General features: G+C 68.2%; 17 protein-coding genes and 1 tRNA gene. 11 read left to right on the top strand and 7 right to left on the bottom strand.

Translation table 11 applies throughout. The annotated features are described in order from the left end of the window. Nucleotides 1-207: 207 nt before the first annotated feature. Nucleotides 208-2,997: a phosphoenolpyruvate carboxylase gene (ppc, locus tag AC3RCE_RS07240; RefSeq protein WP_492254822.1), complete on the bottom strand. Its 2,790-nt coding sequence runs from the start codon at nucleotides 2,995-2,997 to the stop codon at nucleotides 208-210. A 138-nt stretch (nucleotides 2,998-3,135) separates the two neighbouring features. Here ppc and hemC point away from each other — a divergent pair, with 138 nt between their 5' ends. The 7 genes from hemC to AC3RCE_RS07205 all read left to right on the top strand — a co-directional run bounded on the left by hemC (nucleotide 3,136) and on the right by AC3RCE_RS07205 (nucleotide 9,951). Next, complete coding sequence (gene hemC / locus AC3RCE_RS07235; RefSeq protein WP_218293751.1) at nucleotides 3,136-4,080, top strand: hydroxymethylbilane synthase; 945 nt, start codon at nucleotides 3,136-3,138, stop codon at nucleotides 4,078-4,080. A gap of 7 nt (nucleotides 4,081-4,087) precedes the next feature. Further along, nucleotides 4,088-4,900, top strand: coding sequence for a uroporphyrinogen-III synthase (locus AC3RCE_RS07230; RefSeq protein ID WP_492254821.1), 813 nt, complete (start codon nucleotides 4,088-4,090; stop codon nucleotides 4,898-4,900). A 61-nt stretch (nucleotides 4,901-4,961) separates the two neighbouring features. Then, the gene (locus AC3RCE_RS07225; protein ID WP_492254820.1) at nucleotides 4,962-6,032 is read left to right on the top strand and encodes a uroporphyrinogen-III C-methyltransferase; all 1,071 of its coding nucleotides are present in this window, start codon (nucleotides 4,962-4,964) and stop codon (nucleotides 6,030-6,032) included. A gap of 163 nt (nucleotides 6,033-6,195) precedes the next feature. Further along, entirely contained in the window at nucleotides 6,196-7,473 is a 1,278-nt protein-coding gene (locus AC3RCE_RS07220; protein WP_218293748.1) for a heme biosynthesis HemY N-terminal domain-containing protein, read from the top strand. A gap of 360 nt (nucleotides 7,474-7,833) precedes the next feature. After that, on the top strand, nucleotides 7,834-8,415 hold the full coding sequence (locus tag AC3RCE_RS07215; protein ID WP_369641832.1) for a cytochrome b: 582 nt from the start codon (nucleotides 7,834-7,836) through the stop codon (nucleotides 8,413-8,415). 167 nt (nucleotides 8,416-8,582) lie between these two features. Then, nucleotides 8,583-9,161: a YceI family protein gene (locus AC3RCE_RS07210; protein ID WP_369641831.1), complete on the top strand. Its 579-nt coding sequence runs from the start codon at nucleotides 8,583-8,585 to the stop codon at nucleotides 9,159-9,161. A gap of 211 nt (nucleotides 9,162-9,372) precedes the next feature. Then, nucleotides 9,373-9,951: a YceI family protein gene (locus AC3RCE_RS07205; protein WP_218293746.1), complete on the top strand. Its 579-nt coding sequence runs from the start codon at nucleotides 9,373-9,375 to the stop codon at nucleotides 9,949-9,951. A gap of 134 nt (nucleotides 9,952-10,085) precedes the next feature. Here AC3RCE_RS07205 and AC3RCE_RS07200 read toward each other — a convergent pair whose 3' ends face one another. Then, entirely contained in the window at nucleotides 10,086-11,855 is a 1,770-nt protein-coding gene (locus AC3RCE_RS07200) for an ABC-F family ATP-binding cassette domain-containing protein (RefSeq protein WP_492254819.1), read from the bottom strand. A 212-nt stretch (nucleotides 11,856-12,067) separates the two neighbouring features. Between AC3RCE_RS07200 and AC3RCE_RS07195 the strand changes: the two genes are divergently transcribed. Beyond that, nucleotides 12,068-12,688, top strand: a complete 621-nt coding sequence (locus AC3RCE_RS07195; protein ID WP_218293743.1) for a VOC family protein — start codon at nucleotides 12,068-12,070, stop codon at nucleotides 12,686-12,688. A gap of 73 nt (nucleotides 12,689-12,761) precedes the next feature. Here AC3RCE_RS07195 and AC3RCE_RS07190 read toward each other — a convergent pair whose 3' ends face one another. Both AC3RCE_RS07190 and AC3RCE_RS07185 read right to left on the bottom strand, forming a co-directional pair. Beyond that, nucleotides 12,762-14,090: an IPTL-CTERM sorting domain-containing protein gene (locus AC3RCE_RS07190; protein WP_369641829.1), complete on the bottom strand. Its 1,329-nt coding sequence runs from the start codon at nucleotides 14,088-14,090 to the stop codon at nucleotides 12,762-12,764. A gap of 113 nt (nucleotides 14,091-14,203) precedes the next feature. Beyond that, entirely contained in the window at nucleotides 14,204-15,175 is a 972-nt protein-coding gene (locus tag AC3RCE_RS07185; protein ID WP_218293740.1) for a helix-turn-helix transcriptional regulator, read from the bottom strand. Nucleotides 15,176-15,367: 192 nt separating this feature from the next. On the opposite strand from AC3RCE_RS07185, the gene AC3RCE_RS07180 reads away from it, so the two are divergent. Together AC3RCE_RS07180 and galU are read left to right on the top strand one after the other, a co-directional pair. Next, complete coding sequence (locus tag AC3RCE_RS07180; RefSeq protein WP_492254818.1) at nucleotides 15,368-18,265, top strand: valine--tRNA ligase; 2,898 nt, start codon at nucleotides 15,368-15,370, stop codon at nucleotides 18,263-18,265. Between the two features lie 89 nt (nucleotides 18,266-18,354). Continuing rightward, nucleotides 18,355-19,242, top strand: coding sequence for a UTP--glucose-1-phosphate uridylyltransferase GalU (gene galU / locus AC3RCE_RS07175; RefSeq protein WP_218293738.1), 888 nt, complete (start codon nucleotides 18,355-18,357; stop codon nucleotides 19,240-19,242). A gap of 259 nt (nucleotides 19,243-19,501) precedes the next feature. On the opposite strand, the gene AC3RCE_RS07170 is transcribed toward galU, so the two are convergent. From AC3RCE_RS07170 to cysM, 3 genes are all read right to left on the bottom strand, one after another. Further along, nucleotides 19,502-19,729 carry a sulfurtransferase TusA family protein gene (locus AC3RCE_RS07170; protein WP_218293737.1) on the bottom strand — a complete coding sequence of 76 codons (228 nt, stop codon included), beginning with the start codon at nucleotides 19,727-19,729 and terminating at the stop codon, nucleotides 19,502-19,504. Between the two features lie 8 nt (nucleotides 19,730-19,737). Further along, the gene (locus AC3RCE_RS07165) at nucleotides 19,738-20,304 is read right to left on the bottom strand and encodes an NUDIX domain-containing protein (RefSeq protein ID WP_218293736.1); all 567 of its coding nucleotides are present in this window, start codon (nucleotides 20,302-20,304) and stop codon (nucleotides 19,738-19,740) included. Nucleotides 20,305-20,405: 101 nt separating this feature from the next. Further along, on the bottom strand, nucleotides 20,406-21,308 hold the full coding sequence (gene cysM, locus AC3RCE_RS07160) for a cysteine synthase CysM (protein ID WP_218293734.1): 903 nt from the start codon (nucleotides 21,306-21,308) through the stop codon (nucleotides 20,406-20,408). A gap of 40 nt (nucleotides 21,309-21,348) precedes the next feature. Between cysM and AC3RCE_RS07155 the strand changes: the two genes are divergently transcribed. Then, nucleotides 21,349-21,433: transfer RNA gene (locus tag AC3RCE_RS07155), tRNA-Leu, on the top strand. The last annotated feature ends 112 nt before the right edge of the window (nucleotides 21,434-21,545 follow it).

Here is a 21,545-nt window from a genome sequence, read left to right as displayed (position 1 = left end):
AAGATCAATGCCCAAGCCATGCCTCCCACCCTGAAGCGACCGCGAGGATGCCGCCTGGAGCCTGCCCGGCAGCCCCCAGATTCCCCGCCCCCGTCCGAAGAGGCGGCCGGCGATCTGCCCGCGTGTCCTCTCCCCCCTGGGCCCATGCTATCGGGCCTGCCCGCATCTTGCAAAGGGCGCCACCGCCCCCCAGGGAAGCCGACGACCTCAGCCCGTGTTGCGCAGCCCCGCAGCGATCCCGTTGATCGAGATGTGAATCCCCGTCTGCACCCGCTCATCCCCCTGCCCCGCGCGCCAGCGGCGCACCAGTTCCACCTGCAGGTGGTGCAGCGGGTCGATGTACGGAAAGCGGTGCTTGATGGAGCGGGCCAGCGCCGCGTTGTGCGTGAGGCGCTGCTTGTCGCCCGTGATGCGCGTGAGCGCCTCGGCCGTGCGGTGCCATTCGGCCTCGATGCTGGTGAACACCTTCTTGCGCAGGCGCGCGTCGGTCACGAGTTCGCTGTAGCGCGAGGCCAGCGCCAGGTCGCTCTTGGCCAGCACCATGTCCATGTTGGACAGCAGCGTGCGGAAGAACGGCCACTGGCGGTACATCTTTTGCAGCAGGGCCAGCTGGGTCTTGGGGTCCTTGCCTTCCAGGTTCACGAACGCATCGACCGCCGAGCCAAAGCCGTACCAGCCGGGCAGCGTCAAACGGCACTGGCCCCAGCTGAAGCCCCAGGGGATGGCGCGCAGGTCTTCGATCTTCTGGCTGGCCTTGCGGCTGGCGGGGCGCGAGCCGATGTTCAGTTCGGCGATCTCGCGGATCGGCGTGGAGTTGAAGAAATATTCAGTGAAGCCCGGGGTGTCGTACACCAGCGCGCGGTAGCTGCCCATGCTGGCCAGCGAGAGCTGCGCGGCGGCGTCGAGGAACGCCTTGGTGGCGGGCTTGGTGGGCTGCAGCAGCGTGGCTTCGAGCGTGGCGGCCACCAGGGTTTCCAGGTTGCGTCGGCCGATCTCGGGGTTGGCATATTTGGAGGCGATGACTTCGCCCTGCTCGGTGAGGCGGATCTGGCCGCGCACGGTGCCGGGGGGTTGCGCCAGGATGGCCTGGTAGCTCGGGCCGCCGCCCCGGCCCACGGTGCCGCCCCGGCCGTGGAACATGCGCAGCTGGATGCCGTGGCTGGTGGCGAGTTCGTCGAAGAGTTCGACGAGGGCGATCTCGGCGCGGTACAGCTCCCAGTTGCTGGTGAAGATGCCGCCGTCCTTGTTGCTGTCGCTGTAGCCCAGCATGATGTCCTGCTCGCCGCCGCTGCGCTGCACCAGGGCGGCGACGCCAGGCAGTGCATAGAACTCGCGCATGATGGGCGCCGCGTTGCGCAGGTCTTCGATGGTTTCGAACAGCGGCACCACGATAAGGTGGTTTTTGGACTCGGTGTCCAAGGTCCCATTCATCAGGCCCACTTCCTTTTGCAGCAGCAGCACTTCGAGCAGGTCGCTCACGGTTTCGGTGTGGCTGATGATGTAGTGGCGGATGGCCTCGTGGCCGAAGCGCTCGCGCATCACGCGGGCGGTTTCGAAGATGGCCAGTTCGCCCTTGGCATGGGCAGAGTATTCGGCGCCCACCACGCGCAGCGGGCGCGCGTCGTTCAGCAGCTTGATGAGCAGCGCGCGCTTGGCGGCTTCCTGCAAGCCCGCATAGTGGGGCTCGATGCGCGCCTTGGCCAGCAGTTCGGCCACCACCTCCTCGTGCTTGTCGGAGCTTTGGCGCAGGTCCACCGTGGCCAGGTGGAAGCCGAACACCTGCACGGCGCGGATCAGGGGGTGCAGGCGTTCGCCCGCCAGGGCCTCGCCATGGTGCGATTGCAGCGAGGCTTCGATCACCCGCAGGTCGGCCAGGAACTCCTCGGCGCTGCCGTAGGGGTTCTGCGGCACCACCGCATGGCGCGCGGCTTCGCCGCCGGTCAGTTCCTTGAGCGAGGCCGCCAGGCGGGCGTAGATGCCCGTGAGTGCGCGGCGGTAGGGCTCGTCCTGGCGGTGTTCGTTGGTGTCGGGCGAGCGCAGGGCCAGGGCCTCCATCTCGGCGGACACCTGCACCAGGCGCGCCGACAGCGACAGCTCGCCGCCCAGGTAGTGCACCTCGGTCAGGTAGTGGCGCAGGGCCACCTCGGCCTGTCGGCCCAGTGCGTATTGCAGGGTCTGCGCGGTGACGTTGGGATTGCCGTCGCGGTCGCCGCCGATCCACTGGCCCATGCGCAGAAAGCTGTGCACGGGGTACTGGCCCAGCTCGTTCTCCAGGTCGGCGTAGATCTTGGGGATCTCGCGCAGGAAGGTGGCCTCGTAATAAGAGAGCGCGTTTTCGATCTCGTCGGCCACGGTGAGCTTGCTGTAGCGCAAGAGGCGCGTCTGCCACAGCTGGGCCACACGGGCGCGCAGCAGGGCTTCGTTGGCGGCCAGTTCGCGCGGGGTGAGCGCGTCCTTGGCGCTGTTGTACAGCTGGGCACGCACCTGGATGTCGTCGCGCACGGCCAGCAGCAGGGCAATGTCGCGCTCGGCATCCAGAATGCTCTTGCGCTGCACTTCGGTAGGGTGGGCCGTGAGCACCGGGGCCACGTAGCTGCCCGCCAGCGTCTGCGAAATCGTCTTGGGAGCGATACCCGCCCAGCGCAGGCGCGACAGGGCCACCTCGATGCTGCCCTCCTGCGTGTCCCCCGCGCGCTCGTGCACGGCGCGGCGGCGGATGTGGTGGCGGTCTTCGGCCAGGTTGGCCAGGTGGCTGAAGTAGGTGAAGGCGCGGATCACGCTCACCGTCTGGTCGCCCGAGAGCGACTTGAGCAGCTTCTTGAGCGCGCGGTCGGCCTCCTGATCGGCATCGCGGCGGAACGCCACCGACAGCTTGCGCACCTGCTCCACCAGCTCATACGCGGCCACGCCCTCCTGCTCCCGGATCACGTCGCCCAGAATGCGGCCGAGCAGGCGGATGTCGTCAATCAGGGGCTGGTCCTTGTCGGATCGTTTCATGCGGTGGTCTCCGGAATGGGATGGGGGGATCGCCGGCGCCGTCCGCCCGGCATGCCCCCGGGCCGCACCAGCCCCAGTGCGGGCGCATGCTAGCATCGCCCGCCCCTGAATGATTACAAACAGGTTACGAACTTGAGCATGCCCCAGACACCCCTCACCATCGTCATTGCCACGCGCGAAAGCCGTCTCGCCCTGTGGCAGGCCGAGCATGTACAGGCCCTTTTGCGCGCACGAGGCCACACGGTGGAGCTGCTGGGCATGACGACCAAGGGCGACCAGATCCTGGACCGGTCGCTGAGCAAGGTGGGCGGCAAGGGTCTGTTCGTGAAAGAGCTGGAGGTGGCGCTGGAAGAAGGCCGCGCGCACATCGCCGTGCACTCGCTCAAGGATGTGCCCATGGAGCTGCCCGAGGGTTTTGCCCTGGCCTGCGTGATGGAGCGCGAAGACCCGCGCGATGCGTTTGTCTCGCCCAACTACCCGAACATTGATGCCCTGCCCCAGGGCGCGGTGGTGGGCACCTCCAGCCTGCGCCGCCAGGTGCTGCTGCAGGCCCTGCGGCCCGACCTGAGGATCGAGCCGCTGCGCGGCAACCTGGACACGCGCCTGCGCAAGCTGGACGAAGGCCAGTACGACGCCATCGTGCTGGCGGCGGCGGGCCTGAAACGCCTGGGGCTCGCCTCCCGCATCCGCGCCACGTTCGAGCCCACGGCCATGCTGCCCGCGGCGGGCCAGGGCGCGCTGGGCATCGAGGTGCGCAGCGACCGGCAAGACCTGATCGACGCGCTGGCGCCACTCGCCCACCAGCCCACCTGGCTGACCGTGGCCGCCGAGCGCGCCGTGAGCCGCGCCATGGGCGGCAGCTGCTCGATGCCGCTGGCGGCGCACGGCACGCTGGCCGCCGGCGTGCTGCAGCTCGATGCCGCCTGGGGCGACCCGGACGGCCAAGCCCCGCTGGTGCGCGCGCAGGCCAGCGCCCCCGTCGGCACACTGGCGCAGGCCGAAGCGCTGGGCGACGCGATTGCCCAGCGCCTGCGCGCGGGCGGCGCACGGGGCGCGGACCCCGCCAGCCTTCCACAACCCTGAGGCGCCCATGCCCTCGCCCCGGGTGATCGTCACGCGGCCCGCCCGCGAGGCCGCGCACTGGGTGGAGATGCTGGGCGCGCACGGCATCGGCGCCGTGGCGCTGCCGCTCATCGCCATCGGCCCCTGCCGCGACCCCGCTGCGCAGCAGGCGCTCGCCCGGGCCAGGGCCCACCTTGCGCAGTACCGCGCCCTGATGTTTGTCAGTGGCAATGCCGTGGCCCATTTTTTTGGATCCAATAGGCCTCCAGCGCTGGATGGACAAGCGCTGACCGCTATCAAAACAAGAGCATGGTCACCCGGCCCCGGCACGGCGCGCGCGCTGGAGCAGGCCGGCGTGCCCTCGGCCTGCATCGACGGTCCGGCGCCCGATGCGCCGCAGTTCGACTCGGAAGCGCTGTGGCAGCAGGTGGCCGCGCAGGTACGGCCCGGCGACCGCGTGCTGATCGTGCGCGGAAGATCCGGCAGCGTGCCTGAGTCCGCCCAGGGCAGCGGCCGCGACTGGCTGGCCCGCCAGATCGAGGCAGCGGGCGGCACGGTGGAGTTTGTGGTGGCCTACCAACGCGGCGCGCCCCGCTTTTCAGCGCACGAGGTGGCGCTGGCGCAACAGGCGGCGCACGATGGTTCCCTCTGGCTGCTGAGCAGTTCCGAAGCCGTGGCCCACCTGGCCGAGGCCCTGCCCGGCCAGCCCTGGGGCGCCGCGCAGGCGCTGGCCACGCACCCGCGCATCGCCGAGGCGGCCCGTGCGGCGGGCTTTGGCGCCGTGCGGGAATGCCGTCCGGCCCTGGAAGACGTGGTGGCCTCGATAGAATCGGCGGCATGAGTTTCGTGCCCCCCAACGATCTGCCCCCTGCACCCGCCGCAGCCCCCGTGGCGGCGCGCCCGTGGGCGCACCCGCAGCGGGCCCCGCGCCTTCGCACGCCGCGCCGGCACCCGCTCCCGGCCGGGGCGGCCCCGTGACGCTGCTGCTGGGCACCGTGGCGGCGGCGGCACTGGTCAGCAGCGGCCTGCTGTGGCAAAAACTCAGCTCCATCCAGGAGCAGCTCGCCCGGCAGTCTGCGGACTCGGGCGCGCAGGCCATCGAGGCCCGCACCATGGCGCGCCAGGCCGAAGAGCTGGTGCGCGAGACGGCCGCCCGCCTGTCGGTGGCCGAGGCGCGGGTGAGCGAGGTGGCGCTGCAACGCAGCCAGCTCGAGGAACTCATGCAGAGCCTGTCGCGCTCGCGCGACGAGAACCTGGTGGTGGACATCGAATCCGCCATCCGCCTGGCCCAGCAGCAGGCACAGCTCACCGGCAGCCTGGAGCCCCTGGTGGCCGCGCTCAAAAGCGCCAACCTGCGCATCGAGCGCGCCGCCCAGCCCCGGCTGGCGCCCGTGCAGCGCGCCATCGGCCGCGACCTGGACCGCCTGACCCGCGCCACCGTCACCGACACCGCCGGCCTGCTGGCCCGCCTGGACGACCTGGTGCGCCAGGTGGACGAGCTGCCCGTGCTCAATGCGGTGGCCCAGGCCGCCGCCACGCGGCGCCTGTCGGCCGCGCCCCCGGCGCCGGGCGGCATGCCGGCCTCCACCGGCGGCATGGCCTGGTGGCAGGCCGCGCTGCAGCGCAGCTGGGAAGTGGTGCGCGACGAGGCCCGGGGGCTGGTGCGGGTGAGCCGCATCGACCAGCCCGAGGCGATCCTTCTGGCGCCCGAACAGACCTTCTTCCTGCGCGAGAACCTCAAGCTCAAGCTGCTCAACGCCCGCCTGGGCGTGCTCGCGCGCCAGTTCGACTCGGCCCGGGCCGACCTGGCCGCCGCCACCGTGGCGCTGAACAAGTACTTCGACCCGGCCTCGCGGCGCACGCAGAACGCGGCCAGCACGCTGCAGACGGCCCAGGCCAGCATGAAGGCGGCCGAGCAGCCGCGCCTGGACGAAACCCTGTCCGCGCTGGCCACTGCCGCAGCGGGAAGGTAAATGAATCACCCCCTGAGTCGCTTCGCGCCTTCCCCCTCTCCTGCGGGAGGGGGACGCCACCGGTGGCCTGGCACAGCCAGTTCCACGGTGGCGCTCGCCTGGACCGCGCCCGTGCCACGGGCTGCGGGCGCCGCCTTGCGCGGTGGAATAACGGACTGACGACATGCGCGCAGCACTTTGGCTTTTGGCATTGTTTGGCGTGGCCGTGGCCGCCGCGCTGTTCGCGGGCAACAACCAGGGCACCGTCACCCTGTACTGGCCGCCCTACCGCATCGACCTGTCGCTGAACATGGTGGTGCTGTTGCTGGTAGGCGGTTTCGTCACCGTGTACGCGGCGCTGCGCGCGCTGGCCGCCCTGCTGGAACTGCCCCACCAGGCCCGCCGCTGGCGCGTGCAGCAAAAGGAGCGCGCCATGCACGCGGCCTTGCTCGATGCGCTGACCCACATGCTCGGCGGGCGCTTCATCCGCTCGCGCAAGGCGGCGGTGGCCGCGCTGTCGCAGGAACATGCGCTGGGCGCCGCCGGCGAGGCCGTGCCCCACGGCCGCCAGCTGCGCGCCCTGGCCCACATGATCGCGGCCGAGGCCTCGCACGCATTGCAGGACAGCGCCACGCGCGAGAGCCACCTGCAGGACGCGCTTCAGGAAGCCCCCGCGCGCGGCACCGTGAGCGAGCAGGAAATGCGCGAAGGCACGCAGATGCGCGCGGCCCGCTGGTCGCTGGACGACCGCGATGCGGGCGCGGCGCTCGACCGCCTGGCCGCCCTGCCCCAGGGCGCGGCGCGGCGCACGCTGTCGCTGCGCATCAAGCTCAAGGCGACCCGGCTGGCACGGCAGACGCAGGAGGCGCTCGATACCGCGCGCCTGCTGGGCAAGCACCGCGCGTTCTCGCCCGCCGCGGCCCAGAGCATCGTGCGCGGCCTGGCCACCGAGCTCATCAACAGCGCGCACGACACCGCGCAGCTGCAGCAGATCTGGATGTCGCTGGAGTCCTCCGAGCGCAACATGCCCGAACTCGCCATCCATGCCGCCCAGCGGCTGGCCGCCCTGGGCGGCGATGCCACCCAGGTGCGCGCCTGGCTGCTTCCGGTGTGGGAACGCATGGTGGACCTGCCCGACGCACTGGCCGAGCACCATGCGCTGAAGCTGGTACGCGCGCTCGAAGCCGGGCTGGACGCACTGGACGCGCCCTGGCTGGCCCGCATCGAATCCGCGCACCAGGCCAACCCGCGCGATGCGCGCCTGCAGTACCTGGCGGGCATGGCCTGCCTCAAGCGCCAGCTGTGGGGCAAGTCCCAGCAGCTGCTCACCCAGGCGGCGCAGCAGCTCGCCGACACCAGCCTGCGGGCGAGCGCCTGGCGCCATCTGGCGGAACTGGCCGAAAAGCGCGGGGACGAGGCCGCTGCCGCCGAGGCCTGGAAGAAGGCCGCGCTCGGCCAGTAAGCACCCCGGCCTCTCCCTTTTCTCAAGGCAGGCCGCCGCACCGCGCCGTGCGCGCTTGCGGTAACCGCCACCACGCGCCCCGCCGCGGTTTCAGTCCCTCGGCATGCACCCTGATGGGGCATTCCCCATGCCCAGCGCCTCCCCCGTCCCCGGGCCATGCACAAGCCGCACAGCATTGGGGAACTTTGAGCGCTCAGGCCCTCTCAATTCATTTTTTTTGAATTGAAGCATCAATCTGCCTGAAACCGAATGCGGTGACGGCTTTCTACACTGCCCCATTGCTTGACGAATGTCAGCCTTGGCCGAGAGGCGCTGGCCCGGCGCCTCCACCTGACCACCCGCTTTGCTTTTTGCTCCCAGATGACTGCCCCTGCCACCACCGCCTTCCCGGCCGCCGCAACGCCCCGCCGCTACACGCGCACCGCCATGCTTTTGCACTGGGTGCTGGGCCTGGCGCTGATCGGCCTGTTTGGCGTGGGCATCTACATGACGGGCCTGCCGTTCTCGCCGCAGCGGCTCAAGCTCTACAACTGGCACAAGTGGGCGGGTGTCACCCTCCTCGTGCTGTCGGTGCTGCGCCTGCTGTGGCGCGCCACGCACCGCCCCCCCGCACTGCCGCCAGCGATCGAGCAGGCCATGCCCGGCTGGCAGAAGCTGGCGCACCACGCCACGCACGGGCTGCTCTATGCGCTGTTCTTCGCCGTGCCGCTGATCGGCTGGGCCTACAGCTCGGCCGCCGGTTTCCCCATCGTGTTCTTGGGCCTGTGGCAGCTGCCCGACTTCGTGCCCGTGAGCAAGGAGCTGGCCGAGGCCATCAAGCCCTGGCACCAGTACACCGCATTTGCAATGGCGGGCCTCGTGGTGCTGCACATCGCGGGCGCGCTCAAGCACCAGATCGTGGACCGCGACGGCCTGCTCGCCCGCATGCTGCCTGGTGGATGAGGCGGGCCCCGAGCCGCTTCGCGCCGTCTCCCTGTTCGGCGGGAGGGGACCGCACCCGCAGGCCCGGCAGAGCCGGCTCCACGGGCGCACTGGCGGATGCGCGCCCCTGTCTTACACCAGCCGACCGCCCCACCTTCTCTTTTCTGTCTTTTGAACGGAGTTTTCGAATGAATCTGTCTTCTTCCACCCTGTCCCACATCGTGCTGGGCGCCGCCCTGGCCGTGGGCGCCCAGGCCGCCCTGGCCCAGCAACAACTGGTGCCCGCCCAAAGCGAAGTGCAGTTCACCGCCCGCCAGATGGGCGTGCCGCTGGACGGCCACTTCAAGAAGTTCAGCGCCCAGGTGGCGTTCGACCCGGCCAAGCCGGCCACCAGCAAGATCGCGTTCACGGTCGATACCGGCAGCGCCACGCTCGGATCGCGCGAGACCGATGCCGAGCTGCCCAAGCCCACGTGGTTCAACGTGGGGAAGTTCCCGCAGGCGCAGTTCGAATCCACCGCCATCAAGGCGCTGGGTGGCGGCAAGTTCGAGGTGGCGGGCAAGCTCACCATCAAGGGCACGGCGCAGAACGTGGTGGTGCCCGTCACGCTGACCCAAAGCGGGGCCAGCACCACCGCCACAGGCACGCTGCCCATCAAGCGCCTGGCGTTCAAGATCGGTGAGAACGAGTGGGCCGACACCTCGATGGTGGCCGACGACGTGACCGTGAAATTCAAGCTCGCGCTCACCGGCGTGGGCAAGATTTGAATGAAGCTCCCCCGGAGTCGCTTCGCGCCTTCCCCTCTCTCGCATTGCTACGCAACGCGGGAGGGGGACGCTGCCAGCGCGGCGGGGCGGCCCTTGTGCGGGAGCGCTGGCTTGAACGTGCCCGATCCCCGCGTCGCACGGCATTGAATCGCTGATTTTTTTCCTTTTTTCCTTCCTTTTCTTTCCACCACTGCTCCAGGAGTATTTACCCATGCGCAAGTCCCTGTTCTCCCTGCTCGCCGTGGCCGCTGCCACCGCAATGACCGCCGGCGCCGCGCAGGCCGCCAACTACGCCATCGACCCCACGCACACCTTCGTGACGTTCGAGATCGGCCACTTCGGCACGACCACGAACCGCGCCCGCTTCGACAAGAAGCAAGGCACCGTGGAGTTCGACCGCGCGGCCAAGTCCGGCAAGGTGGACATCACCATCGACACCACCTCGGTGAACTCGGGCACGCCCCCGTTCGACAAGCACCTGCAAAGCGCCGACCTGTTCGATGCCGCCAAGCACCCCACCATCAAGTTCGTGTCCGACAAGTTCAGCTTCAACGGCGACAAGGTCAGCGAAGTGGCCGGCCAGCTCACGCTGCTGGGCAAGACCGCGCCCGTCACGCTCAAGGCCACGCAGTTCAACTGCTATGACAGCCCCATGCTCAAGCGCGAAGTGTGCGGTGGCGACTTCGAGGCCACGATCGACCGCACCCAGTGGGGCATGAACTACGGCGTGGAGTGGGGCTTCCCCAAGAACGTGCGCCTGGTGGTGCAGATCGAAGCCGTGAAGCAGTAATCACGGTCGTCACTGCCCGCAGGGCGCCGCTGGCGCCTTGCCCGAAAGCCACCCGCAGCCTCAGCGCAGCGGGTGGCTTTTTTCTTCATTGCGCACACCCCATCCAGCGGGGTGCAAGCTGCCCGAGGGTGTATTCAGGCGGCGTCCAGCGAGGCGTCCAGGTCCCAGCCCTGCGGCCGCCAGGCCCACACCACGTCCGGCCGCAGCGCGCGCAGGAAGGCGGTGTCGTGCGACACCACGGCCAACGCGCCCGTGAAGGCCCCCAGCGCGGCCTGCAAGGCGTCCACGGCATCCACATCCAGGTGGTTCGTGGGCTCGTCGAGCAGCAGCATCTGCGCGGGCTCGCACGACCACAGGGCGCAGGCCAGCGCGGCCTTGATGCGCTCGCCGCCACTGAGCACACCGGCCGGGCGATGCACCTTGTCCGCATCCAGCCCGAGTTGTGCCAGGTGCGTGCGCAGCGCGGCTTCGGGCAGCGGCGAGCCCAGTGCCCGCAGCCGATCCAGCACGCTGCATTGCGGGGGCAGCGCGGCGGTGTTGTGCTGATCCAGCCAGGCGGCCCGCACGCCGCGCCGCACACCGCCTTCAGGCACGCCATCCGGCGCCGCGACCAGCCGCAGCAGGCTGCTCTTGCCACACCCATTGGGCCCGGTGATCGCTATGCGCACGGGGCCACTCCACACGCCGTTCAGCGCAGGCAAGCCCGGTGGGGCATGCGGCACCTGCACCTGCTCGAACGCCAGCACCTGCCTGCCCGCCGGCACGGCGCTTTGCGGCAGCACCAGCGCCGCGGCTGCCTGCGCGGGCACGCGCAGGGCAGCCTCGCGCACGGCCTCGTTCAGCCGCTGGCGCTCTTGCTGCTGCCGCTCGTGCTCGCGGCCGGCGTGGGCCTGTGCGCTGTTCTTCCGGCGGTCGAGCAGGATGGACGCCTGGTTGGTGGTGCGCCCCTCCGCGCGCCCGCGTGCCGCGCGGCGCTGCTGGGCGTCATGCTCGCGCTGCAGCGCCCGCAGGCCCTGCTCGCGCTCGGTGCGCGCGTGGTCCAGCGCGGCCTGGGCGGCGGCGGCCTCGGCCTGGCGCTGGGCCTGGTACAGCCCCCAGTGGCCGCCATAGCGCTGCAGCCCGGCGGGCGACAGCTCCACGATGCTGCCCACCGCGCCCAGCAATTCGCGGTCGTGGCTGGCCACCAGCACGCCGCCCCGCCACTGCGCCAGCGATTCCATCAGCCATCGCCGGCCCGCGCGGTCAAGGTGGTTGGTGGGCTCATCGAGCACCAGCAGCTCGGCATCGGACAGGAAAGCCCCCGCCAGCGCCACGCGCATGCGCTCGCCCCCGCTGAGCCGCTGCGCGGCGTGTGCCGGCGGCAGGTGGCCCAGCCCCAGGGCGTGCAGCGCCTGCCGCCAGCGCGCGGGCAGGTCCCACCGCCCATCGGCCACGAGCAGGTCATCGGGCGTGCCTTCGCCCGCCTCCAGCCGCGCCAGGGCGCCCAGCGCCGGCCCCAGCCCTGCGACGTCAGCCACCGTGGCACCGGGCGCAGCAGCCACCTCCTGCGCCACCACATGCAGCGAAGGATCGCCCAGCACGGCGCCGCTGGCGGGCTGCAGCGCGCGCGCCGCGAGCCGCAGGAAGACGCTCTTGCCGCAACCGTTGGCACCCACGATGCCCGTCACGCCCGGGCCCAGGGACACCGTCAGCGGACGGCCCCACAGGGCCTGGCCGCCAGGCGGGCTCCAGCCAACCCCGGCGAACTGCAGCACGGCCTGGCCCGCGCCGGGCGCCGCATTGCCCTGCCTGGCAGGGGCCTGCGATGAAGGAGCAGAAGAAGATGATGATGGGAAATCAGCAGCCGAGGCTGCGGCAGCGCTGCGGCTGCCATGGGCGGATTCGCCCCCTGAAGGTGTCGCCATGCAAAAGCACTCCAAACAAGACATGCAACCACCTGGCCCGCAAAGGGCGGCAGGGGAACGGCTTGAAGAGGCTCAAAGGCGCATGGGAGTAATACCTCGGCACGAATGGGTGTGACTGCGGAATGTACCGCAAATCACCCACATAAAAATTAACTTAACGTAAATCAATTACGAATAGTAGAATTGCAGCCATCCATTTGAGGAGACACCGCATGAATGCCGCCCCGACGCCCGATCTGGCCACCCTGCCCGCGCCTGCCGCCATCCAGCAGCTGCACCACTACGCCTACAAGGCCCGCGACGCGGAAGAGACGCGCCACTTCTACGAAGACATCCTGGGCCTGCCGCTCTACCACATCATCCAGAGCGACTACGTGCCCAGCACGGGCGAGTACTGCCCTTACACACACTTCTTCTTCCGCCTGCGGGACGGCTCGTTCATCGCCTTCTTCGACCTGGGCGACGACGTGAAGGCCGAGCCCTCGCCCAACACGCCGCTGTGGGTCAACCACATCGCCTTCCGCGTGAACACGGTCGAGGAACTGGAGAACACCAAGAAGCGCCTGGAAGCCCATGGCATCGAGGTGCTGGGCGTGACCGACCACCACATCTTCCACAGCATCTATTTCTTCGATCCCAACGGCATCCGCCTGGAGCTGTCGGCCCAGCTGGCCAACGAGGAGCAGATGGCCAAGGACAGCACCGTGGCCCATGCGCGGCTCAACGAGTGGACGGCCCGCAAGGAGCAGTGGCGCAAGGAGCGCGCCGAGGGCAAGGTGGCCGCTCCGCTCAAGCCCGAGAACAATGACCGGCCGGAGTTCGTGCCCCACTGAGTGGCATGGCGCAGTTTTTTTGGGCCGAATTGGCCTTCATGGCTTACCCATAAAGCGCCAAATGCCATAAAAATTATAGCAAACCAACCTTGCGGCGGCGCAGCGCCCCCAGCCCCGCCAGCAGCGTGGAAAGCAAGGCCAGGCCGCCACAGTCCAGCGCAGGCACTGCAATCGCGCCATTGCCGGGCGGCGCGGCCACCGGGGCTTCGAAGGCGCCGATGTCGCAGGCCAGGCCGATGGGGCGTGCCACGCCACGCTGGTCCACCACTTCACAGCCGCTGCCCGCATCAATGGCGGGGCTGCCCGGCTGCAAGGCCATGGTCTGGCTGAAATAGCCCGCGCCGTTGTTGGCCAACGGGGCCAGGAGCGGGTCGGCCTGTGGCATCGATGCGCCACACGATTGTGCCGCCGTACCTCCAAACTGCAGATTGTTGCCCCCGTCGAACAACACGGCCCCTCCCTGGGTATTGCAGTTGATGCCACCCAAGGTGGCGCTGATGAGCGTGTTCCTCGCCGTGACCTGCGTGCCAGCGGCCCAGACAGAAATCGCCACGGTTCCGCTGTTGTTGGCGAAGGTGCTGTTGGCAATGCTGCCGCCCGCCACGCCGGTGATGCTGAGAGCGCTACCGGAGCCGTCTCCCAGGGAGTTGTCCACAAAGGTCGTGTTGGTGATGGACAAGGTGCTCGACGTGATCGGGTCGACATTCACCGCCCCGCCGGAGGACCCCGAAGCCGTGGACGAGTTGTTCTGGAACAGGCTTTGTGTGATGGTGAGGGCCGCGCCATGGTGGTCGATCGCGCCGCCGCCATTGGCGCTGATGTTGTTCTGCGCCACGAACTCATTCAGCGCCAGCGTGTCGTACTCACTATTGGCGTAGATGGCGCCGCCCCCATAGTCGGCCCTGTTGCCGATGGCGCGTACCCTTTGCAGGGTGACCTGGGAGCCCAGATTGCCCCCGGTAAACAGGGCGCCGCCGTCACCGCCCGCCAGCGTCCGGTTGTTGCGCAAGGTGACGTTGCTGAGCGATAGCGTCACGTTGTTGGCATAGATGGCGCCGCCGTGGTCCGCCTGGCCATTGACGAGCGTGAGCCCGGCCAGCGCATAGGTACCGGAGTTCATGTAGAAGTGACGCGCCACGAGGTTGGCATCCAGGGTAACGAGCCCGCCGCCGTCGAGGGTGGTTCCCGACGCCGGGGCTTTCATGCCCGTCAGCGTGATGGTGTGCGGGACTGCGCCACAGTTGAAGGTGATCTGGTTGCTACCCACCAGTGCCGCGTCCAGCGCAGCTTCGGTGCAACTGGCGGGCGTACCGGTGCCCACGACAACGGGGGCGGCATGGGCGGATGCGGTGCAGGCAAGGGCCGCAAGCAGTGCGTGCTGGGAGAAATAGTGAAGGCGCATGGGCGTGTTCGTAACATTCGGAAAACTGCGGCGATTCTTGGGAAACCGCCGCGCCCCGTCCGTGCCCAAAATGACAATCGCTGTGCCCAAAGTGACATGGGCACCAGGAGCCTTCAGCTGCCGCGCGCCTCGCTGGGCGACATGCCGAACTGCCGCCGGAAAGCGCGGCTGAAGGCCGATACGTCGTCGAACCCGCTGTCCAGCGCGATCTCCAGCACACGGCGGTGGCGCTGCGCGGGATCGGCCAGCATGGCGCGGGCGCGCATCAGCCGCTGCTCGCGCACAAAGTCGGAAAAGTACATGCCCTCCCGCGCGAACAGGCGCTGCACCTGGCGCGGGGTGAGGTGGTGCAGCCGTGCGATCTGCGCCAGGCTCAGGTCGGCCCGATCGATGCGGGCCAGGATGTCGCGGCGGATCAGCGCCAGGCGGGGCACGTCCACGGCATCCTGCGCAGGGGCCTGCGCCGTCGGTGCCAGCACACGCGCCACCAGCTCCTGCAGATGCGACAGGGCCGACTGCAGCAGCGGCGCGGAAAGCTCGGGGCTGCGGGCCAGCAGTTGCGCATAGCCGATCGCCAAGGCGGGCTCTGGCATGTCGGGCGACAGCATGCGCATCGGCGCCTCCTCCAGCCCCGCGACTCGCCGCGCCATGGCGGCATGCGGCACCTGGATGCAGGCGCTGGCCCCGCCCCGGAGATTGATGAACTCGTGCGCGCGGGCCTTGGAGACGATGGCGTAGCGGCCGCCGGACAGGTGGTGGCTTTCGCGCGGCGTGTGAAAAACGCCGCCGCCCCAGGCCACGGCCAGGTACAGGGCGTCGTCCCCGTCGCGAAGCATCTCGGGCGAGCGCCACATGCGGCTGGGTGTGCACTGGGTATGGACGTAGATGGAGTCGCCGCCCAGGGGCAGCATGGTGCTGGCGAAGTCCAGCCCGTCCTGGGTTGCGCCCGCGCCTTCGTAGGGCCGCAGCTCCACGCGCATCAATTCGCGTCCGTAGAACTCACGCAGCGCAGCGGTCTTGTCGCGGCCGGTGTAATCACGCGAGGTCAGGTGCAGGAGCTGGGGGGCTGCAGGCGTTGGGGACATGGCGGCTCAGGATATGGGCCGCCGCAGTGTAGCGGCCCCGCGCGATGCCTGCGCAGTTTCTTGATAAAAATCGGCTTCAGCGCCCACCAGCAGATCGCAGGTAGCTATCAATATGGTAGCTCCCCGGCAACGATAAAATGCATCCATCCTTTCCCCACGGCATCCCCAGGGATGCCGTTTTCATTGGCCACCATGAGCACCACCCCCACACAACCCGGCCTCGACAGCCTGTCCAAGTCTTTTGAACCCGCCGCCCTGGAAGCCCACTGGGGGCCCGAATGGGAACGCCGCGGCTATGGCGTCGCGGGATTCAGAGGCACGGGCGCGGCGCAAGCCGGCGAGCCGGCCTTCTCCATCCAGCTGCCTCCCCCCAACGTGACGGGCACGCTGCACATGGGCCATGCGTTCAACCAGACCATCATGGACAGCCTCACGCGCTACCACCGCATGCGTGGCTTCAACACGGTGTGGGTGCCGGGCACCGACCACGCGGGCATCGCCACGCAGATCGTGGTCGAGCGCCAGCTGCAGGAGCAGGGCATCAGCCGCTACGACATGGGCCCCACCCCGCCCGAGGCGCGCAAGAACTTTGTGAGCAAGGTGTGGGAGTGGAAGGAAAAGAGCGGCAACACCATCACCACGCAGATGCGCCGCATGGGCGACAGCGTGGACTGGAGCCGCGAGTACTTCACCATGGACGACAAGCTGTCCACCGTGGTCACCGACACCTTCGTGAAGCTGTACGAGCAGGGCCTGATCTACCGCGGCAAGCGCCTGGTGAACTGGGACCCGAAGCTGCAGTCCGCCGTGTCCGACCTGGAAGTGGAGAGCGAGGAAAAAGACGGCTCGCTGTGGCACATCGCCTACCCGCTGGCCGATGGTTCGGGCAGCCTCACGGTGGCCACCACCCGGCCCGAAACCATGCTGGGCGACGTGGCCCTGATGGTGCACCCTGAAGACGCACGCTACACGCACCTGATCGGCAAGATGGTCAACCTGCCGCTGTGCGACCGCCAGATCCCGGTGATTGCCGACGACTACGTGGACAAGGAGTTCGGCACGGGCGTGGTGAAGGTCACCCCCGCGCACGACCAGAACGACTACGCCGTGGGCCAGCGCCACAAGCTGCCCATGATCGTGGTGCTGACGCTGCAGGCCACCATCAACGACAACGCACCCGCCAAGTACCGGGGCATGGACCGCTTCGTGGCCCGCAAGGCCGTGGTGGCCGACCTGGAAGCCACGGGCGCGCTGGTCGAGGTGAAGAAACACAAGCTCATGGTGCCCATCTGCACCCGCACCGGCCAGGTGATCGAACCCATGCTGACCGACCAGTGGTTCGTGGCCATGAGCAAGGTGAGCGACCAGGACCCGACGGGCAAGAGCATTGCGCAAAAGGCCATCGACGCCGTGGCCACGGGCGAGGTGACGTTCGTGCCCGAGAACTGGGTGAACACCTACAACCAGTGGATGAACAACATCCAGGACTGGTGCATCAGCCGCCAGCTGTGGTGGGGCCACCAGATCCCGGCCTGGTACGACGAAGACGGCAACGTGATCGTGGCCCGCAGCGAAGCCGAGGCGCAGGCCAAGGCCCCCGGCAAGCTGCTGCGCCGCGACGAGGACGTGCTCGACACCTGGTACTCGTCCGCGCTCGTGCCCTTCAGCACCATGGGCTGGCCTGAACAGGGCGACAGCCCCACCGACGACTTCAACCTGTACCTGCCCAGCACCGTGCTGGTGACGGGCTACGACATCATCTTCTTCTGGGTCGCCCGGATGATCATGATGACCACGCACTTCACCGGCCGCGTGCCGTTCAGGCACGTGTACATCCACGGCCTGGTGCGCGACGCGCAGGGCAAGAAGATGTCCAAGTCCGAAGGCAACGTGCTCGATCCGGTGGACCTGATCGACGGCATCGCGCTGGAGCCGCTGCTCGACAAGCGCACCACCGGCCTGCGCAAGCCCGAGACCGCGCCCACGGTGCGCAAGAACACGCAAAAGGAATTCCCCGAAGGCATCCCCGCCTACGGTGCCGACGCGCTGCGCTTCACTTTCGCGGCGCTGGCCAGCCTGGGGCGCAGCATCAACTTCGACAGCAAGCGCTGCGAGGGCTACCGCAACTTCTGCAACAAGCTCTGGAACGCCAGCCGCTTCGTGCTGATGAACTGCGAGGGCCAGGACTGCGGCCTGAAAGAGCACACCAAGGAAGAATGCCAGCCCGGCGGCCCCGCCCACGGCTACATGGCCTTCAGCCAGGCCGACCGCTGGATAGCGTCGCTGCTGCAAAAGACCGAGGCGGAAGTCGCCAAGGGATTTGCCGAGTACCGGCTGGACAACGTGGCCAACACGATCTATGACTTCGTCTGGAACGAGTTCTGCGACTGGTACCTGGAGATCGCCAAGGTGCAGATCCAGACCGGCACCGAGGCCGAGCAGCGCGCCACGCGCCGCACCCTGATCCGCACGCTGGAAGCCATCCTGCGCCTGGCCCACCCCATCATCCCGTTCATCACCGAAGCCCTGTGGCAAACCGTGGCGCCCGTGGCGGGGCTCCAAGGCGAATCGGTCAGCATCGCCCGCTACCCCGAGGCGCAGCCGAGCAAGATCGACGAGGCCGCCATTGCGCACATGGAGCATGTCAAGGGCCTGGTGGATGCCTGCCGCACGCTGCGCGGCGAGATGAACGTCTCGCCCTCGACCCGCCTGCCGCTGTACACCGTGGGCGACACGGACTTCATGCGCGGCGTGGCGCCGGTGCTGCAGGCCCTGGCCAAGCTCAGCGAGGTCAAGGTATTCGACGACGAGGCCGCCTGGGCCGCCGCCGCGCAGGCCGCGCCCGTGGCCATGGTGGGCGAGGCGCGCATGTGCCTGCACATGGAAATCGACGTGGCCGCCGAGAAGACCCGCCTGTCCAAGGAAATCAGCCGTATCGAGGGTGAGATCACCAAGGCCAACGGCAAGCTGTCCAACGAAGCCTTCGTGGCCAAGGCGCCACCCGCCGTGATCGACCAGGAGAAAAAACGGGTGGCGGACTTCGGCACCACGCTGGGCAGATTGCGCGATCAACTGACACGCCTGGGCTGAAAACAGCCGCCATACTGCGTGGCGCAACGGGCCCCGCCCTGGCGGCGGGGCTCCATCCGACCCGATTACCTATCCCCAAAAGGAATTCCATGACTGTTGCCACCACCGTCCGCAAAGCCGTATTCCCCGTCGCGGGCCTGGGCACCCGGTTCCTGCCCGCCACCAAGGCCAGCCCCAAGGAAATGCTGCCCGTGGTGGACAAGCCGCTCATCCAGTACGCCGTCGAAGAGGCCTACGCCGCCGGCATCCGCCACATGATCTTCGTGACCGGCCGCAGCAAGCGCGCCATCGAAGACCACTTCGACACCGCCTACGAGCTGGAGGCCGAGCTGGAAGCCGCCGGCAAGAAGGAACTGCTGGCGCTGGTGCGTTCCATCCAGCCCGACGACATGGACTGCGCGTTTGTGCGCCAGCCCCGCTCGCTGGGCCTGGGCCATGCCGTGCTGTGCGCCGAGCCATTGGTGGGCAAGGAGCCGTTTGCCGTGCTGCTGGCCGACGACCTGATGGTGGGCCCCCAGGGCGGCCCACCCGTGCTGGCCCAGATGGCCACCGCCTTCCGCCAACAGGGCCGCTCGGTCATCGCCGTGCAGGAAGTACCGGAAGACCAGGTGCACAAATACGGCATCGTGGCCGGCGAGCCCGCAGGCGGTCCGCTGATCCGCATCGACCGCATCGTCGAGAAGCCCAAGGCCGACGTGGCACCCTCCCGCATGGGCGTGGCCGGCCGCTACATCCTCACCCCCGGCGTGTTCGACGAGATCCGCAACCAGCCGCGCGGCGTGGGTGGCGAGATCCAGCTCACCGACGGCATCGCGCGCCTGATGCAGAGCGAGGCCGTGTACGCCTTCCAGTACCAGGGCAAGCGTTATGACTGCGGCAGCAAGGAAGGCTTTCTGGAAGCCACAGTGGAACTGGCGCTGCAGCACCCTCAAGTGGGCGCGTCGTTCCGGGAATACCTGAAGGGCCTGAGCCTGTAGGCAGCGCCTGCACCGCGATCTGCGCGGCTGCATGACCAGAAAAAAAATCCTCCGGCAGCCCACCAGGGCTGTGGAGGATTTTTTGCCTTGAGGCACTGCTGTGGCCTGCGCCAGGCGCCAGCAGAAACCAGGCGAATTCCAGCGCCGCGTCGCCTGCCGAGCCCGTGGGCCCGGTTTGCCCAGGCTGCGCACGCGCCCCTCGCACAGTGGCGGCAGAGGGCAAGGCGCACCACCTCGTCAGGGTTTCGCTTCTATTTAACTACCTTCTGCGCAGGACGTGGATGTACTCCTCGCCCATCGTCTGCTGCTCCACCAGCTCGTTGCCCGTCTGTTTGGCAAAGGCCTGAAAGTCGCGCAGCGAGCCGCCATCGGTGGACACCACCTTGAGCAGCTGGCCACTGGCCATGTCCGCCAGTGCCTTCTTGGCCTTGAGGATGGGCAGGGGGCAGTTCAAGCCCCGGGTATCGATTTCTTTGTGGATGTCCATGGTCTTCATCAATCCTTTGGCGGCAGGTTGAGCCCCCGGCGGCGCTCTTCGTTTTCCTCTGCCGTGAAAAACACCGGTTCATGCCCTCGCGTGCGCAGCCAGTCCGCCAGCGCATAGCCCGTGCCGGCGGGCCAGCACCTGAGTTCGTGCAGGTCGTAGAACCGGTGGTCCACCAGCTCGGGTGACAGCCGCACCTCACCCTCGGCCACCACATGGTAGGCAATGATGATCTGGTTCATGCGCAGAAACTCGTAGGCCCCCACCAGCGTGGTGGAGCGCACGTCGAGGTTGGTTTCCTCCTTGACCTCGCGCGCGATGCCTTCCTGCGGCGACTCCCCGGCCTCCATGAAGCCCGTGATCAGCGCAAACATCTTCGCGGGCCAGGCCGCGTTGCGGGCCAGCAGCACCTTGCCATTCACCTCCACGATCGCGGCCAGCACGGGCGTGGGATTGTTCCAGTGCGTCCAGCCGCAGGCGGGGCAGCGCAGGCGCTCCTTGTCGCCACCGTCCTCGGCCAGCGTGATCGGCTGCAGCGCGGTGCCGCAGTGGGTGCAGTAGCGGGTTTCGTAGTGCATATGCTCTTATTTTGATAGCTATCGGCGCTTTCCTATCCAGCGCAGACGGCCCATTTTCATTGCAAGGAAGGTGAAGGGGTCGCCTTCGCTGCCTTTCGTCCTCAGGCGGGGAACACCCCCGTCGACAGGTAGCGGTCGCCCCGGTCGCACACCACGAAGACGATGGTGGCATGGCTGTCGCGCGCCGCGATCTGCTGCGCCACCCAGCAGGCCCCCGCCGCCGAGATGCCCGCGAAGATGCCCTCTTCTCGCGCCAGACGGCGGCACATGTCCTCGGCATTGTCCTGGCTCACATACACCAGCTCATCCACCGTGCTCGCGTCATAGATCTTGGGCAGGTACTCCTGCGGCCACTTGCGGATGCCGGGAATGCGCGAGCCTTCCTCGGGCTGCGCGCCGATGATCTGGATGGCCGGGTTCTTCTCCTTGAGGAAGCGCGACACCCCGGTGATGGTGCCCGTGGTGCCCATGGCGCTCACGAAGTGCGTGATGCGCCCGCCGGTCTGCTCCCAGATCTCGGGGCCCGTGGTTTCGTAGTGGATGCGCGGGTTGTCCTGGTTGGCGAACTGGTCCAGCACCTTGCCCTCGCCGCGCTTTTGCATGGCCTCGGCGAGGTCGCGCGCATGCTCCATTCCACCGCTCTTGGGCGTGAGCACAAGCTCCGCGCCAAAGGCCTTCATGGTCTGCGCGCGCTCGATGGAGAGGTCTTCCGGCATCACCAGCACCATGCGGTAGCCCTTGATGGCGGCCGCCATCGCCAGGGCGATGCCGGTGTTGCCCGACGTGGCCTCGATCAGCGTGTCCCCAGGCCGGATGTCGCCCCGCTCCTCCGCGCGCCGGATCATCGACAGGGCGGGCCTGTCCTTCACCGACCCCGCGGGGTTGTTGCCCTCCAGCTTGCCCAGCACCACATTGCCCCGCGCCGCGTTGTCCTGGGCCCCAATGCGCTGCAGCGCCACCAGCGGCGTGTTGCCCACCGCGTCTTCAATCGTCGGATATTTCATGCGCCCTACTGTGCCATAATTTGCGGCTTCACGAATTCCAGCCCGGGTGGTGAAATTGGTAGACGCAGGGGACTCAAAATCCCCCGCCGCAAGGCGTGCCGGTTCGATTCCGGCCCCGGGCACCATCTGATCGTCTCAGACCCGATCAGGACCCCTCAAAACCCGCATGTCTCCTAGGCATGCGGGTTTTTTCATTGTCTCGCCCCATCTCAATCGGTAGCATGACATACCGTCATA

Source organism: Acidovorax sp. GW823-FHT05D11, assembly GCF_058795695.1.
This window is presented reverse-complemented; position numbering and strand designations above follow the sequence as displayed.

Bases quoted from the DNA above. Each gene is read 5' to 3' on its own strand.
- AC3RCE_RS07170 (WP_218293737.1), bottom strand. From the start codon at position 19,729: ATGGACATCCACAAAGAAATCGATACCCGGGGCTTGAACTGCCCCCTG.
- AC3RCE_RS07190 (WP_369641829.1), bottom strand. From the start codon at position 14,090: ATGCGCCTTCACTATTTCTCCCAGCACGCACTGCTTGCGGCCCTTGCC.
- AC3RCE_RS07215 (WP_369641832.1), top strand. From the start codon at position 7,834: ATGACTGCCCCTGCCACCACCGCCTTCCCGGCCGCCGCAACGCCCCGC.
- hemC (WP_218293751.1), top strand. From the start codon at position 3,136: ATGCCCCAGACACCCCTCACCATCGTCATTGCCACGCGCGAAAGCCGT.
- AC3RCE_RS07205 (WP_218293746.1), top strand. From the start codon at position 9,373: ATGCGCAAGTCCCTGTTCTCCCTGCTCGCCGTGGCCGCTGCCACCGCA.
- galU (WP_218293738.1), top strand. From the start codon at position 18,355: ATGACTGTTGCCACCACCGTCCGCAAAGCCGTATTCCCCGTCGCGGGC.
- AC3RCE_RS07220 (WP_218293748.1), top strand. From the start codon at position 6,196: ATGCGCGCAGCACTTTGGCTTTTGGCATTGTTTGGCGTGGCCGTGGCC.
- AC3RCE_RS07200 (WP_492254819.1), bottom strand. From the start codon at position 11,855: ATGGCGACACCTTCAGGGGGCGAATCCGCCCATGGCAGCCGCAGCGCT.
- AC3RCE_RS07165 (WP_218293736.1), bottom strand. From the start codon at position 20,304: ATGCACTACGAAACCCGCTACTGCACCCACTGCGGCACCGCGCTGCAG.
- ppc (WP_492254822.1), bottom strand. From the start codon at position 2,997: ATGAAACGATCCGACAAGGACCAGCCCCTGATTGACGACATCCGCCTG.
- AC3RCE_RS07210 (WP_369641831.1), top strand. From the start codon at position 8,583: ATGAATCTGTCTTCTTCCACCCTGTCCCACATCGTGCTGGGCGCCGCC.
- cysM (WP_218293734.1), bottom strand. From the start codon at position 21,308: ATGAAATATCCGACGATTGAAGACGCGGTGGGCAACACGCCGCTGGTG.
- AC3RCE_RS07230 (WP_492254821.1), top strand. From the start codon at position 4,088: ATGCCCTCGCCCCGGGTGATCGTCACGCGGCCCGCCCGCGAGGCCGCG.
- AC3RCE_RS07185 (WP_218293740.1), bottom strand. From the start codon at position 15,175: ATGTCCCCAACGCCTGCAGCCCCCCAGCTCCTGCACCTGACCTCGCGT.
- AC3RCE_RS07180 (WP_492254818.1), top strand. From the start codon at position 15,368: ATGAGCACCACCCCCACACAACCCGGCCTCGACAGCCTGTCCAAGTCT.
- AC3RCE_RS07195 (WP_218293743.1), top strand. From the start codon at position 12,068: ATGAATGCCGCCCCGACGCCCGATCTGGCCACCCTGCCCGCGCCTGCC.